The organism is Rhodoferax sp. LS1P39 (assembly GCF_056521425.1).
The window spans coordinates 38,610-52,226 of sequence record NZ_JBWMAV010000022.1; the positions used below are offsets into that span (position 1 = coordinate 38,610).

14 protein-coding genes are annotated in these 13,617 nt (G+C 63.7%); 7 read left to right on the top strand and 7 right to left on the bottom strand.

Annotated elements, in window-relative coordinates; all coding sequences use genetic code 11:
- Nucleotides 1-15: 15 nt before the first annotated feature.
- From AC097O_RS23420 to AC097O_RS23435, 4 genes are read right to left on the bottom strand one after another with little or no spacing between them, the layout of a single operon-like run.
- The gene (locus AC097O_RS23420) at nt 16-828 is read right to left on the bottom strand and encodes a carbohydrate ABC transporter permease (RefSeq protein ID WP_479595340.1); all 813 of its coding nucleotides are present in this window, start codon (nt 826-828) and stop codon (nt 16-18) included.
- Nucleotides 821-1,714, bottom strand: a complete 894-nt coding sequence (locus tag AC097O_RS23425; protein ID WP_092757606.1) for a carbohydrate ABC transporter permease — start codon at nt 1,712-1,714, stop codon at nt 821-823. Before AC097O_RS23425 ends, AC097O_RS23420 begins: the two co-directional genes overlap by 8 nt.
- On the bottom strand, nt 1,711-2,781 hold the full coding sequence (locus AC097O_RS23430) for an ABC transporter ATP-binding protein (protein ID WP_479595341.1): 1,071 nt from the start codon (nt 2,779-2,781) through the stop codon (nt 1,711-1,713). The genes AC097O_RS23425 and AC097O_RS23430 overlap by 4 nt, the downstream gene beginning before the upstream one ends.
- Nucleotides 2,781-3,854, bottom strand: coding sequence for an ABC transporter ATP-binding protein (locus tag AC097O_RS23435; protein WP_479595342.1), 1,074 nt, complete (start codon nt 3,852-3,854; stop codon nt 2,781-2,783). The genes AC097O_RS23430 and AC097O_RS23435 overlap by 1 nt, the downstream gene beginning before the upstream one ends.
- A 146-nt stretch (nt 3,855-4,000) precedes the next feature.
- Between AC097O_RS23435 and AC097O_RS23440 the strand changes: the two genes are divergently transcribed.
- The 3 genes from AC097O_RS23440 (at nt 4,001) to AC097O_RS23450 (ending at nt 6,647) form a co-directional block, all read left to right on the top strand.
- A complete protein-coding gene (locus tag AC097O_RS23440; RefSeq protein ID WP_315192366.1) occupies nt 4,001-4,768 on the top strand; it encodes a DeoR family transcriptional regulator in 768 nt (255 codons plus the stop codon).
- Between the two features lie 11 nt (nt 4,769-4,779).
- The gene (gene glpK, locus AC097O_RS23445; RefSeq protein ID WP_479595343.1) at nt 4,780-6,273 is read left to right on the top strand and encodes a glycerol kinase GlpK; all 1,494 of its coding nucleotides are present in this window, start codon (nt 4,780-4,782) and stop codon (nt 6,271-6,273) included.
- Nucleotides 6,274-6,383: 110 nt separating this feature from the next.
- Nucleotides 6,384-6,647: a hypothetical protein gene (locus AC097O_RS23450; RefSeq protein ID WP_479595344.1), complete on the top strand. Its 264-nt coding sequence runs from the start codon at nt 6,384-6,386 to the stop codon at nt 6,645-6,647.
- A 125-nt stretch (nt 6,648-6,772) separates the two neighbouring features.
- On the opposite strand, the gene AC097O_RS23455 is transcribed toward AC097O_RS23450, so the two are convergent.
- Together AC097O_RS23455 and cadR are read right to left on the bottom strand one after the other, a co-directional pair.
- Nucleotides 6,773-7,825, bottom strand: a complete 1,053-nt coding sequence (locus tag AC097O_RS23455; RefSeq protein WP_479595345.1) for a DMT family transporter — start codon at nt 7,823-7,825, stop codon at nt 6,773-6,775.
- A 2-nt stretch (nt 7,826-7,827) separates the two neighbouring features.
- Nucleotides 7,828-8,259 (bottom strand): Cd(II)/Pb(II)-responsive transcriptional regulator, encoded by a 432-nt coding sequence (cadR, locus tag AC097O_RS23460; RefSeq protein ID WP_479595346.1) that lies wholly within the window; start codon nt 8,257-8,259, stop codon nt 7,828-7,830.
- Between the two features lie 79 nt (nt 8,260-8,338).
- Here cadR and AC097O_RS23465 point away from each other — a divergent pair, with 79 nt between their 5' ends.
- Genes AC097O_RS23465 through AC097O_RS23480 form a run of 4 tightly spaced genes read left to right on the top strand, consistent with a single transcriptional unit; the run spans nt 8,339 to nt 12,196 of the window.
- Nucleotides 8,339-10,591 (top strand): heavy metal translocating P-type ATPase, encoded by a 2,253-nt coding sequence (locus AC097O_RS23465; RefSeq protein ID WP_479595347.1) that lies wholly within the window; start codon nt 8,339-8,341, stop codon nt 10,589-10,591.
- Nucleotides 10,592-10,600: 9 nt separating this feature from the next.
- On the top strand, nt 10,601-11,116 hold the full coding sequence (gene lspA, locus AC097O_RS23470; protein ID WP_479595348.1) for a signal peptidase II: 516 nt from the start codon (nt 10,601-10,603) through the stop codon (nt 11,114-11,116).
- Nucleotides 11,106-11,546 (top strand): disulfide bond formation protein B, encoded by a 441-nt coding sequence (locus AC097O_RS23475; RefSeq protein WP_479595349.1) that lies wholly within the window; start codon nt 11,106-11,108, stop codon nt 11,544-11,546. The genes lspA and AC097O_RS23475 overlap by 11 nt, the downstream gene beginning before the upstream one ends.
- Nucleotides 11,543-12,196, top strand: coding sequence for a DsbA family protein (locus tag AC097O_RS23480; protein WP_479595350.1), 654 nt, complete (start codon nt 11,543-11,545; stop codon nt 12,194-12,196). Before AC097O_RS23475 ends, AC097O_RS23480 begins: the two co-directional genes overlap by 4 nt.
- 82 nt (nt 12,197-12,278) lie before the next feature.
- Here the strand turns inward: AC097O_RS23480 and AC097O_RS23485 are convergent.
- Nucleotides 12,279-13,617, bottom strand: a 1,339-nt coding sequence (locus AC097O_RS23485; protein ID WP_479595351.1) for a response regulator, incomplete at its 5' end; no start/stop codon positions are given.

Consider the following 13,617-nt stretch of genomic DNA (forward strand, 5'->3'; position numbering starts at 1 on the left):
AGACATTCCTTCGCTTCAAACTCGGCCCATCGCAAAACCTTTTGCGATGTAGTTGCGCACAAACCAGATCACGATGGCACCTGGCACGATGGTCAGCACACCGGCTGCCGCCAGGGTGGCCCAGTCCATGCCGGATGCCGACACGGTGCGCGTCATGGTGGCCACGATGGGCTTGGCGTTCACGCTGGTCAGCGTACGGGCCAGCAGCAGTTCGACCCAGCTAAACATGAAGCAGAAGAACGCCGCCACGCCCACACCGGCCTTGATCAGCGGCAGGAAGATGGTGATGAAAAAGCGCGGGAAGGTATAGCCGTCGATATACGCCGTCTCGTCAATCTCGCGCGGGATTCCGCTCATGAAGCCTTCCAGAATCCACACCGCCAGCGGCACGCTGAAGAGCAAATGCGCCAGCGCCACCGCCAAGTGCGTGTCCATCAAGCCCACCGTGGTGTAGAGCTGAAAGAACGGCAGCAAAAACACCGCAGGCGGGGTCATGCGGTTGGTCAGTAGCCAGAAGAACACATGCTTGTCGCCCAGGAAGCTGTAGCGCGAAAACGCATACGCCGCAGGCAGCGCCACGGTGAGCGTGATCACCATGTTGATGCTCACGTAAATCAGGCTGTTGATGTAGCCCGAGTACCACGATGGATCGGTCAGGATGGTGCGGTAGTTGTCCCAGGTAAAGTTCTGTGGGATCAGCGAGAAGCTGGCCAAAATTTCGCTGTTTGTCTTGAACGACATATTGACCATCCAGTAGATGGGCAGCAAGGCGAAGATGATGTAGGCGAACAGAAAGATCGTCCGCTTCTGGAATTTGGGCTTATTCATGACCGCCTTCTTTTTCTTGGGTGCCGACGCGCTGCATCCAGTTGTACAAAATAAAGCAGAGCAACAAGATGATCAGAAAGTAGATCAGCGAGAAGGCCGCCGCCGGTCCCAGGTCAAACTGGCCCACGGCTTTCTGCGTCAAGAATTGCGACAGGAAAGTGGTCGCATTGCCCGGCCCGCCACCCGTCAGCACAAACGGCTCGGTGTAGATCATGAAGCTGTCCATGAAGCGCAACAGCACGCCAATCATCAGCACGCCGCGCATCTTGGGCAGCTGGATGTAGCGGAACACCGCCAGCTTGCTGGCACCGTCGATACGCGCTGCCTGGTAATACGCATCGGGAATCGAGCGCAAACCGGCATAACCCAGCAAAGCCACCAGCGGCGTCCAGTGCCACACGTCCATCAGCAGCACGGTGAGCCAGGCGTGGGTGGCGTTGCCGGTGTAGCTGTACTCGATACCCATGCCTTGCAGCGCAGCCCCGAGCAAGCCAATATCCGAGCGGCCAAAAATCTGCCAGATGGTGCCCACCACGTTCCAGGGGATCAGCAGCGACAGCGACACGATCACCAGCACCACCGAAGCCTTCCAGCCATCGGCCGGCATGGACAAGGCCAGCAAGATGCCCAGCGGCAGCTCCACCGCCAGGACGGCCAGCGAAAAGGTGATTTGCCGCAGCAGCGCGGCATGCAGCTCTTCGTCGCGCATCACCGCCACAAACCACTCGGTGCCCACAAACACGCGGCGCTCGGGCGAGATGATGTCTTGCACCGAGTAGTTCACCACCGTCATCAGCGGAATGATGGCCGAAAACGCCACGCAAATCAGCACTGGCAGTATCAAGAACCAGGCCTTCTGGTTCACTGGTTTGGTAGTCGTGCTCATGCCACAATTTCCTCGTTTTGGTAAAAGCAGGTGTGCTCGCCCAGCACCTGCAGCCACAGGCTTTCACCCACGGCAGGCAGTTGCACTTCGGGGCTCAGCCGGGCTTTGAGGGTCTGGCCATCCACCATGGCGGTCAGCATCACATGGGTGCCCACGTCCTGGATCTTGCCCACCGTGCACAGCAGCGCACCGGGTGTAGCGGGCGATGCCAACGCCACGTATTCGGGTCGCACGCCCAGCTTCAGCGCACCCGTAGGCAACGCACGGGGCAAGGCCCATTGCGCACCCGCCACCTGCAATTGGCTGCCGGTGGCCTGTGCAGGCAAAAAGTTCATGCCCGGCGAACCGATGAAATTACCCACAAAGGTATGGCTGGGCCGCTCGAACAGCGCATCGGCCGAGCCCACCTGCACCGCACGGCCCCGGGTCATCACCACCACCTGTTCGGCAAAGGTCAGCGCTTCCACCTGGTCGTGGGTCACGTAGATCAGGGTGAGCTTGAGCTCGCGGTGGATCTGCTTGAGCTTGCGGCGCAACTGCCATTTCAGGTGCGGGTCGATCACGGTGAGCGGCTCGTCAAACAGCACGGCCGATACATCGGGCCGCACCAGGCCGCGGCCCAGCGAAATCTTCTGCTTGGCATCGGCCGCCAGGTTGGCTGCGCGCTGGTTGAGCTGGCCGCTCATCTCCAGCATCTCGGCAATCTCGCCCACGCGTTTGTCGATCTGCGCCTGCGGCACCTTGCGGTTGCGCAGCGGAAAAGCCAGGTTCTCGGCCACCGTCATGGTGTCGTAGATCACCGGGAACTGAAAGACCTGGGCGATGTTGCGCTCTTGCGGCGAGGCGCGGGTCACATCCTTGCCGTCAAAAAGCACCGTGCCCGTTGAGGGTGCCACCAGGCCCGACATGATGTTCAGCATGGTGGTCTTGCCGCAGCCCGACGGGCCCAGCAGCGCGTACGCACCGCCGTCGTTGAAGGTCATCTTCAGCGGCAGCAACGCATAGTCGCTGTCTTGCGTGGGGTTGGCGCGGTAGGCGTGCGCCAGATCGAGTTCGATGCGGGCCATTAGACGGTTCCCTTGCGTGCCGGGGCCAGCAGCAAAGCGCCCTGGGCATCAAACACATAGGCCTGCGTGGCGTGGAAGTACAGGTTCAAGGCCGTGCCCAGTTCAAAATAATGCACCCCCGTGAGCTGGGCGACCAGCTCACCGATGGGCGTGGAGACGTGGACAAAAGTGTCGGACCCGGATATTTCGGCCAGCTCCACATGCCCAGCCAGGGCCACGTCGCCGGGGCGCTGTTGCACCCGCAGCGCACTGGCACGCAGGCCCACCGTCAAGCCCCCGGCCACGGTAGGCGGTAAGTCCAGCGCCAGCAGCGGCCCGGCCTGCAGCTGCACGCCACCCGCTGCCGTGTGGCCCGCCGCCAGGTTCATCGGCGGGTCGCTGAAAGCACGCGCCACACGCAATGATTTGGGCTGGTGGAACACCTCGGCGGTCGGGCCGTACTGCAGCAGTTCGCCCGCATCCATCACCGCCGTGTAGCCCCCCAGCAGCAAGGCCTCGCCCGGCTCGGTGGTGGCATACACCACGGTGGATTCCCCGGCGGCAAACAGCGAGCTCAGCTCATCCCTCAGTTCTTCGCGCAGCTTGTAATCCAGGTTGACCAGCGGCTCGTCCAGCAACATCAGCGGTGCGGCCTTAGCCAGGGCGCGGGCCAGGGCCACGCGCTGCTGCTGGCCGCCCGACAGCTCTGCGGGAAAGCGGTCCAGGAACATCTCGATATGCAGCTTCTCGGCCAGCGCAGTGACCTTTTGGTCCATATTTTTTTCGCCACGCAGCTTGAGCGGCGAGGCGATGTTGTCGCGCACCTTGAGCGAGGGGTAATTGATGAACTGCTGGTAGACCATGGCTACATTGCGCTCGCGCACCGGCTGGCCCGTCACGTCCACGCCATCCACCTTGACTTTGCCGTGGGTGGGCACGTCCAGGCCGGCCATGATGCGCATCAAGCTGGTCTTGCCCGCCTGGGTGGCCCCCAGCAGCACAGTGACCGCGCCGGGCTGAGGCGCGATACCCATCTCGTACAGCCACGTCTGCGCCCCCACCTTTTTGCTGATGCCTTCTAAGCTCAACTGCATCATGTTCCCTTATTGAAATTTACAAAATCTTCGAATTTGATAATTATTGTTCGTTTACGTTTGTTTTTTCTCAGTAACAACCCTTGCTAGCTTCTTTGTCTTTCGTTTTAAAGTCGCCACCACGACATCTATCCAAAACGAAACTTGTGAACCCCAACCCCCGACAACTGCTGCTGCTGCAGGCCGTGCAAGCCCAAGGCTCCCTCACGGTGGACCAACTCGCCGACAAGCTGGGCGTGACGCTACAAACCGTGCGCCGCGACGTGCAGCGCATGGCCGACGACGGGCTGCTCACCCGCTTCCACGGCGGCGTGCGCGTGCCCAGCTCCACCATCGAGAACATCGCCCACCCGCAGCGCGAAAACCTGCACGCCGAAGGCAAGGCCCGTATCGCCCGCGCGGTGGCCGCCGAAGTGCCCAACGACTGCTCGCTGATCCTCAATATCGGCACCACCACCGAGGCCATCGCCAAGGCGCTGATGCAGCACAAGGGCCTGCGCGTCATCACCAACAACCTCAACGTAGCCACCATCCTCTGCGCCAACCCGCAGTGCGAAGTGATCATTGCCGGTGGCGTGGTGCGGGGCCGCGACCGGGGCGTGGTGGGCGAGGCTGCTATCGATTTCATACGCCAGTTCAAGGTGGACATAGCGCTGATCGGCATTTCGGCCATAGAAATGGACGGCACGCTGCGCGACTTCGACTACCGCGAAGTCAAGGTGTCGCAGGCCATCATCAGCCATGCCCGCGAGGTCTGGCTGGCGGCCGACAGCAGCAAGTTCAACCGCCCGGCGATGGTTGAAGTGGCCCGGCTGTCGCAGATCGACCGCCTGTTCACCGACGGCCCGGTGCCCGACCCCTTCCCCGCCCTGCTGCGCGATGCCCAGGTGCGCAACCACATTGCTCTTGACTAGACCGATCCACCATGACCTACCTCCTCGCCCTCGACCAAGGCACCTCCAGCTCGCGCAGCATCGTCTTCCATGCCGACGGCCACATCGTCAGCCAGTCGCAGCTTGAACTGCCGCAAATCTTTCCGCAGCCCGGCTGGGTGGAGCACGACCCCTTCGAGATCTGGCGCACCCAGCTCGCCACCGCCCGCGCCGCGCTGGCCCAGGCCGGGCTGGCGGCCAAGGACATCCGCGCCATCGGCATCACCAACCAGCGCGAAACCACGGTGGTGTGGAACCGCGCCACCGGTGTACCCATCCACCACGCCATCGTCTGGCAAGACCGGCGCGCCGAGCCCACCTGTGTACAACTGCGCGCCGACGGCATGGCCGATGTGATCCAGCGCAAAACCGGGTTGCTGGTGGATGCCTACTTCTCGGGCACCAAGCTCAAATGGCTGCTGGACCACGTGCCCCAGGCCCGCGCCCAGGCCGAGCGCGGCGAGCTGGCGTTTGGCACCATCGACAGCTGGCTGATGTGGCAGCTCACCGAGGGCCGGGTGCACGCCACCGATGTCAGCAACGCCTCGCGCACCATGCTGTTCAACGTGCACACCAACCAGTGGGATGCCGAGCTGCTGGCCGCGCTGGACATCCCCGCCAGCCTGATGCCCGCCGTCAAACCCAGCAGCGCCATTTACGGCGAAGTCAGCCCCGCCCTGCTGGGCCACGCCATCCCCATTGGCGGCGTGGCGGGCGACCAGCAAAGCGCGCTGTTCGGCCAGGCCTGCTTCAAGGCGGGCATGGCCAAGAACACCTACGGCACCGGCTGCTTCATGCTGATGCACACCGGCAGCACCTTCCAGACCTCGCACAACGGCCTGCTCACCACCAGCGCGGCCCAGCCGTCGTCGCAGCCCGAATTCGCCATCGAAGGCAGCGTGTTCGTGGGCGGCGCGGTGGTGCAGTGGCTGCGCGACGGGCTCAAGGCCATCCCCAGCAGCGGCGAGGTGCAAAGCCTGGCCCAAAGCGTGCCCGACTCCGGCGGCGTGATGTTTGTGCCCGCCTTCACCGGCCTGGGCGCCCCCTATTGGAAGCCCGAGGCGCGCGGCAGCATCACCGGCTTGAGCCGCGGCACCACCCTGGCCCACATTGCCCGCGCTGCGCTGGAAAGCATCGCCTTCCAAAGCGCCGCCCTGCTGCTGGCCATGGGCCGCGACGCAGTGCAGGCCGGGGGCACGCCCGTGGCCGAGCTGCGGGTGGACGGCGGGGCCTGCGTGAACGACCTGCTGATGCAGTTCCAGGCCGATCTGCTGGGCATTCCGGTGATCCGCCCGGCGGTCACCGAAACCACCGCCCTGGGGGCCGCCTACCTGGCCGGGCTGGCGGTGGGCGTGTACCGCAACACGGATGAGCTGGCGGCGCTGTGGCGGGCCGAACGGCGTTTTCTGCCCACGCTGGGCACACAACGTGCTACAGAATTGATGGCCCGCTGGGAGCACGCGGTGCGGCAAACGGTGCTGGAATAACCCGCTAGTTCTGAAGGGCAAAAGGCACTAGAGGGTTAACCCTAGGACAAGAGCTAGGGTTAACCCTATAATTCACTCCAACGTCAACCCGATGTCTAGGAGTAAACACCATGTCCACCAATACCCTGCAACTGACCCGCGCCAACCATGCCCCCGTCAGTTCTGCCCTGCAAGAACTTTTCACCGCCGCCGCCAAGCTGGTCGCCGCCGTATCCGCCACACTGTTCAAGACCGCCGAGCCCCGCGCCCTGACGGTGTTTGAAGAAGCCGAACAAGTCCGCAAAATGGCCGAAGCCTACGCCGACACCGACCGTGGCTTTGCCGCCGACCTGTTCGCCGCCGCCGACCGCCACGAACTGGCCAACAGCAAGTAAGGGGTTCACCCCGCAAAAAAGGAGGTTCGCCTCCTTTTTTGTTTTGCTACTGTATTTATAGCTTCTCGCGCTTATGGAATAAGCGGTAGAGGCACTTTTCTTATAAATCCGCCCAGGGTGGGCAGTCAGTGCCCATGCCGGTGGTGGATGTCGGGAAAGTGCGCATGGCTGTGCTGTAGCGGTGCATGCGGATGCGGATGGGTATGCGGCTCCACGCCGTCCCACGCAAAGTCGTGTGCATGCTGGTGGTGCGCGTCGTGCCGGTGACGGTGGGCGTGCGACAAAGCCACATGGGTGTGCGCATGCGCGTGGTGCTCGGTCAGATGCAGCCACACACCCGCTGCCATCAAAGCCGCTGCCCCCCAGAACGCCCCGGTCGTAGGCTCGCCCAACACCAGCACCGCCACGGCGGCCCCCACAAACGGTGCCACCGAAAAATACGCCCCGGTGCGTGCCGCGCCCAGCCCGCGCAGGGCCAGCACAAACAGCACCAAGCTCAGCCCGTAGCCGACAAAGCCAATCCCCAGGGCCGAGGCCAGCACCGCGCCGCCGGGCCAGGCGGCACCCAGCGCCCAACCCAGCCCGGTGTTGACGGCTCCGGCCACCAGCCCCTTGCAGGCAGCCACCCACACTGCGTCCGAGGCAGACACCTTGCGGGTCAGGTTGTTGTCGATGGCCCAGGCCAGGCAGGCCCCCAGCAATGCCAACGGCCCCCAGCCCAGCGTTCCTGCGCTGCCGCCCGACCAGGCCAGCACGGCCCCGCCCGCTACGATCAGCAGCATGCCCAGCACAATGCGGCGGTCGGCGTTTTCGCGAAACACCACCCAGGCCAGCACCGCCGTCAGCACCGACTCGAAGTTCAACAGCAGCGAGGCGCTGGCCGCCGTGGTGTGCGCCAGCCCCAGCATCAACAGCAGCGGCCCCAGCACCCCGCCGAACACGATGGCTCCGGCCATCCACGGCCATTCCGCGCGCGGCAGGTTGGCGGGCTGCCAGCCCCGGTCGCGCAGCAGCCGCAGCACCAGCAAGCCGCCACCACTGCCCAGGTACAACAAGCCCGCCAGCAAAAACGGCGAGTCCAGACCGCCGCCGATCAACTGCTTGGCCAGCGGCGTGCTGGCCCCAAACAAGATGGCGGCGCCCAGGGCGGGCAAGGCTGCACGGTGTAGAGGGTTCATGGTCAGCCCAAATGGGTGTGGCGTGCGGGCGAGGCCTCTACTTCCATCGCCGCCAGGCCTTGCAAAATGCCGCAGGCATCCACGGCCTGCTCCGACCCGCAGCGCCCGCGCAGGGCGGTCAACTGCAGCTTCAGCTGCGCCAGCTCGCGGATGCGCTCGTCCACGTGGGCGATGTGCTGGTCAAACACCGCGTTGACTGCGCTGCAGTCGTCCGCCGGTCCATCGGCCAGCGCCAGCAGCGCGTGGATTTCCGCATGGCTCATGTCCAGCGCCCGGCAGTTGCGGATCAGGCGCAGCCGCTCCAGGTGCGCCGCGCCGTACACCCGGAAGTTACCCGCCGTGCGCGCGGGTGCGGGCAGCAGCCCTTCCTTCTCGTAGTAGCGCACCGTCTCCACGGTGCACTGGGCCACCTGCGCCAATTCGCCGATTTTCATAAGGTCTTTCCCACGTAACGGTTGACTCTATAGTAGCTTCAGGTTGCTTAATGGGCCTAACACGTACCCAGAAAGCCCCATGTCCGACCACGCCCACCACCACGAACACTCGCACACCCATGGGCACGACCATGGAGAGTCCGCCTGTTGCGACAACCATACAAAGCCCGTGTTAATCCCTCTAGGTAAAACCGAGGCCCGTGATGGCAGCGTGCAAACCCCTATCCGCATCCTGCAGATGGACTGCCCCACCGAAGAAGGGCTGCTGCGCAAAAAGCTGGGCAATATGCCCGGTGTGGCGGGAATGGAATTCAACCTGATGCAACGCGTGCTCACCGTGACCCACGCGCCACAGGCGATGGAACCCATTTTGGAAGCCGTGCGCTCTTTGGGATTTACGCCAGAGATCGCCGACGCTTCGACCGATGCAGCACAGCCCGCACCCGAGCCCGCCAAGCCCTGGTGGCCGCTGGCGCTGGCGGGTGCGGCGGCGGTCGCATCCGAGGCGGTGCATTGGGCGGGCTTGCCTACGTGGCTGGCAGCGGTACTGGCCATCGTGGCCGTGCTGGCCTGCGGGCTCACCACCTACAAAAAGGGCTGGGTCGCCATCCGCAATGGCCAGCTCAACATCAACGCGCTGATGAGCATTGCCGTCACCGGCGCACTGCTGATTGGCCAATGGCCCGAGGCCGCCATGGTGATGGTGCTGTTCACCGTGGCCGAGCTGATCGAAGCAAAATCCCTGGACCGCGCCCGCAACGCCATCCAGGGCCTGTTGCAGCTCACCCCGGAACGCGCCACCGTGCAGCAAGCCGATGGCACCTGGAGCGACGTTGCAGCCAAGACGGTCGCACTCGGTGCCAAGGTGCGCATCAAACCCGGTGAGCGCATTGCGCTGGACGGCACCATCACCAGCGGACGATCGGCCATCAACCAGGCCCCCATCACCGGCGAAAGCCTGCCGGTAGAAAAATCCGAAGGCGACCCCGTATTTGCTGCCACCATCAACGAATCAGGCTCTTTTGAATACACCGTCACGGCCACAGCGGGCAACAGCACGCTGGCCCGCATCATCCACGCGGTGGAAGAAGCCCAGGGCGCACGCGCTCCCACGCAGCGCTTTGTGGACCAGTTTGCCAAGATCTACACCCCGGTGGTGTTCGCCATCGCCGTCGGCATCGCCGTATTGCCTCCCCTGTTGATGGGCGGCACCTGGTTTGACTGGATCTACAAAGCACTGGTGTTGCTGGTGATCGCTTGCCCCTGTGCCCTGGTGATCTCCACCCCGGTCACCATCGTTAGCGGGCTGGCGGCAGCAGCGCGCCAAGGCATTCTGGTCAAAGGCGGCGTGTACCTGGAAGAGGGCCGCAAACTCTTATGGATTGCGCTCGACAAGACCGGCACCATTACCCACGGCAAGCCTGCGCAAACCGACTTCCTGGTGTTGAATGGCATCAACAGCGCGGACAACAGCGCAAACATCCGCAGCCTGGCCGCCAGCCTAGCCGCGCGCTCAGACCACCCGGTGTCCAAAGCGGTCACCGAAGCGGCCAAAAAGGATGCCGTACCTGTGCGCAATGTGGAAGGCTTCGAGGCCCTGCCCGGACGTGGCACCAAAGGCATGGTTGACGGCAAGCTCTACTACCTGGGTAACCACCGCCTGGTACACGAGCTGGGCCTGTGCTCGGACGCGCTGGAAGCGCAGCTATCCACGCTGGAGAAACAGGGAAAAACAGTCATCCTGCTGGCAAAGGCAGAGGGCACGGACGAGGTAATGGGCTTGTTCGCCGTAGCCGATACCGTAAAAGACACCAGCCGCCAAGCCATCACCGAACTCCATGCGCTCGGCATCAAAACCATCATGCTGACGGGTGACAACGCCCATACGGCCAAAGCCATTGCCGATCAAGTCGGCATCGACGAAGCCCGTGGTGACTTGCTGCCAGAGGACAAGCTCAAAGCGATTGAAGCCAAGCTAGGCAAAGACGGTGCGGTCGGCATGGTGGGCGACGGCATCAACGATGCCCCCGCCCTGGCCCGCTCCGACATCGGTTTCGCCATGGGTGCGGCGGGCACCGGCACGGCTATTGAAACGGCAGACGTAGCCCTGATGGACGACGACCTGCGCAAGTTGCCCCGCTTCATCCGCCTGTCCCGCAAAACCCACACCCTGCTGGTACAGAACATCGTGTTGGCGTTGGGCATCAAGGCCGTCTTTTTGGTGCTCACGCTCACGGGCCAGGGCACCATGTGGATGGCGGTGTTTGCCGATGTGGGGGCCAGTTTGCTGGTGGTGGCCAACGGCCTGCGCCTGGTGCGGTTTCGCGGCTGAGTGACATCTATGACAAGCACATCGCCCCCCCACCGCTGGCGCTGGCTAGCCTTGGCCCTGCTTTTTTGGGTCCTCGACCAAGCCATCAAATACGGCGTAACCCAGAGCATGCAGTTGTTTGAAAGCATCCCGATCTTTGCGGGTTTCAATTGGGTGTACGTGCTCAACCCCGGTGCGGCGTTTTCCTTTCTGGCCGACGCAGGCGGCTGGCAGCGCTACTTCTTCACCATCATTGCCTTCACCGTGAGCGCGGTACTGGCCGTGGTGCTGTGGCGCGGCGTGGCCCAGCAAGCGGAGGCCTTGGCCTACGCCCTGCTTCTCGCGGGCGCGCTGGGCAACGGCACCGACCGCGTGCGCATCGGCGCGGTGGTGGACTATCTGGATCTGTATTGGCGCAACTGGCACTGGCCTGCGTTCAACCTGGCAGACATCTGCGTGTGCGTAGCGGCACTGCTTCTGCTGCGCGCAGGCTGGCAACAAGGGACACGCGCACCCGTCAGCACAGAGAAAAACCATGCCACATAGCACCGCCACCACCACCCCACGCCAATGGCAGTGGCTTTTCGCCTGCTGGCTGCTGGCCCTGGTGTCCAGCGCAGGCAGCCTGTTTTTAAGCGAGGTGATGGACTACGTGCCCTGCGTGCTGTGCTGGTACCAGCGCATCCCTATGTACGCCCTGGTGGTGGTGCTGGCAGTGGGCCTGCACGCCCAAGACCCGGGCGTAGTGCGCTACGCCAAGCCCCTGGCCCTGGTCGGCGTGGCACTGGCGGCCTACCACTGCCTGCTGTACCTGGGTGTGATCCCCAAAAGCATCCAGCCCTGCGGCAAAGGCCCGTCCTGCGGCGAGGTGAAGCTGGCGCTGTGGGGCTTTGTGACGATTCCCTTGATGTCGCTGTTGGCATTTTCCGCCCTGTGGATGGGCTTGTTTTTAAGTGAGAAAAAGAAACCTTTATGACGAAAACCAGTACCTTGATCGGCGCCGCCATTGCGGTGGCGCTGCTGTTTGTAGCGGGCATGTGGTTCTACCAAAAACAGCAGGGCGCAGCACTGGCCGATGTGGCCGCCCAGAATGCCGCCGCACTGGTGAAGTTCCACTCCCCCAGCATCGGCCCGGCCGATGCCAAAGTCACCATCGTCGAGTTTTTGGACCCGTCTTGCGAGGCCTGCCGGGCCTACTACCCGCTGGTCAAATCCGTGATGGCCGAGCACCCGGGCAAAGTGCGGCTGGTGCTGCGCTATGCCGCGTTCCACCAGGGCTCAGACACGGTGGTCAAGATCCTGGAAGCGGCAAAAGTTCAAGGCCTTTACTGGCAAAGCCTGGAGGCGGTTTTCAATTCCCAGCCGGTATGGGCCGCACACGGCAACCCGCAGATAGAGCGCGTCTGGGAGTTTTTGAAACCCATTGGGCTGGACGTTGAAAAGGCCCAACGCGACATGCAAAACCCCGCCATTGCCGCCATCCTGGCGCAAGACATGGCCGACGTAGCCGCCCTGAAAGTGGAACGCACCCCCACCTTCTATGTGAACGGCAAGCCCTTGCTGGTGATGGGTGAAAAAGGTCTGCGCGACCTGGTGGCCCAGGAAGTCCAAGCTGCTTACCGCTGAAAACCGCATCTAGTTGCTATTATTTAAGTAGCTTCTCACGCTTATTGAATAAGCGCTGGAGGCACTTTTTATATAAATTTGGCTAGCGCACCTGTTGCAGCAGGTCGAGTGCGGATTCAAAGTCATAGGCGGCGACGGCGGCCTGGATGGCATCGAAGGCTTCGGGCAACACCTGCCGGAAGGTGGTGGCGTGCTGGTACAGCAGCTCGATGGAGTCGGCATCGTCTTCGCCCAGCAGGCGGATAAGCTGCTCGCACAGCGCCTTGGCACGCTGGGGATCTACCGGCTCGGCACTGTGGGCGATGGCATCCATGGCGGGCGCGGGCAGCAACTGGGTGATGGCCGCGACCAGCGGGTCCAGCAGCTGGGTGGTCCCGGCAGCCAGGGCCTGGATGGCGGGCAGCGGCTCTTGCCGGTAGATGGCGCGCTCCAATTGGTCGGCGCTGGCCTGCAAGGCCGTAGCACCGATGTTGCCCGCTGTGCCCTTGAGCGTGTGGGCCATGCGCTCGGCGGCGGCGTAGTCGTCCTGGTCCAGGCTGACCAAAATTTCGGCCACCGCACCGGCCTGTCCGGCGGCAAATTTTCCCAGAAACTCCTGGTACAGCGCCTGCTTGCCGAGGATGCGGTGCAGCCCCAGTTCCACATCCAGCCCGGGGATGCTGCGCAGGCCCGCCATGCCTCCGGCCATCACCGGCACCACCGGCGCGGACCCCACCGGTGGCACCCGCACCGCACCCAGGCCGCTGCGCGGCTGTATCCACTGGGCCAGGGCCTGCCACAGCTCTTCGGGCTCGATGGGCTTGCTGACGAAGTCGTTCATGCCCGCGTCCAGGCAGCGCTGGCGGTCGGCGGCCATGGCGTTGGCGGTCATGGCGACGATGGGCAGGGTGGCGTTGCGGCTGTCCTGGCGCAGCAGGCGGGTGGCCGTCACGCCGTCCATCACCGGCATCTGCATGTCCATCAACACCAGGTCGTAGGGCTGCCCGGTTTGGTGGCTGTGGGCCACCCTGTCGACGGCACGCTGGCCGTTGTCGGCAATCTCGACCACAAAGTCGGCCTCATACAGCAGCTCGCTGGCCACTTGCTGGTTGAATTCGTTGTCTTCCACCAGCAGGATGCGGGCCCCGCTGCGCTGCGCCAAGGTGCGCATGGTGAGGGCGGTGGCCTGGGTGTCGGGGGCATCGTCGGCACGCGCGCCGCGCTTGCGCCCCATGGCCGAAATCATGGCATTGAACAGCAGCGAGGCATTCACCGGCTTGACCAGCAGGTCTTCAATGCCCGCCGCCTGCGCGCCCTGCACCACCTCTTCACGCCCATACGCGGTCACCAATATCGGCTTGGGGCTGGATGGCAGCCCCAGCGCGGTGATGGCGTGCGCGGTTTGCAGTCCGTCCATGCCCGGCATCTGCCAGTCCAGCATG

What these genes read in the sequence shown, in the direction of transcription:
- AC097O_RS23465 (WP_479595347.1), top strand. Translation starts at nt 8,339, where the DNA reads ATGTCCGACCACGCCCACCACCACGAACACTCGCACACCCATGGGCAC.
- cadR (WP_479595346.1), bottom strand. Translation starts at nt 8,259, where the DNA reads ATGAAAATCGGCGAATTGGCGCAGGTGGCCCAGTGCACCGTGGAGACG.
- AC097O_RS23455 (WP_479595345.1), bottom strand. Translation starts at nt 7,825, where the DNA reads ATGAACCCTCTACACCGTGCAGCCTTGCCCGCCCTGGGCGCCGCCATC.
- AC097O_RS23430 (WP_479595341.1), bottom strand. Translation starts at nt 2,781, where the DNA reads ATGGCCCGCATCGAACTCGATCTGGCGCACGCCTACCGCGCCAACCCC.
- AC097O_RS23425 (WP_092757606.1), bottom strand. Translation starts at nt 1,714, where the DNA reads ATGAGCACGACTACCAAACCAGTGAACCAGAAGGCCTGGTTCTTGATA.
- AC097O_RS23450 (WP_479595344.1), top strand. Translation starts at nt 6,384, where the DNA reads ATGTCCACCAATACCCTGCAACTGACCCGCGCCAACCATGCCCCCGTC.
- AC097O_RS23480 (WP_479595350.1), top strand. Translation starts at nt 11,543, where the DNA reads ATGACGAAAACCAGTACCTTGATCGGCGCCGCCATTGCGGTGGCGCTG.
- glpK (WP_479595343.1), top strand. Translation starts at nt 4,780, where the DNA reads ATGACCTACCTCCTCGCCCTCGACCAAGGCACCTCCAGCTCGCGCAGC.
- lspA (WP_479595348.1), top strand. Translation starts at nt 10,601, where the DNA reads ATGACAAGCACATCGCCCCCCCACCGCTGGCGCTGGCTAGCCTTGGCC.
- AC097O_RS23435 (WP_479595342.1), bottom strand. Translation starts at nt 3,854, where the DNA reads ATGCAGTTGAGCTTAGAAGGCATCAGCAAAAAGGTGGGGGCGCAGACG.
- AC097O_RS23475 (WP_479595349.1), top strand. Translation starts at nt 11,106, where the DNA reads ATGCCACATAGCACCGCCACCACCACCCCACGCCAATGGCAGTGGCTT.
- AC097O_RS23420 (WP_479595340.1), bottom strand. Translation starts at nt 828, where the DNA reads ATGAATAAGCCCAAATTCCAGAAGCGGACGATCTTTCTGTTCGCCTAC.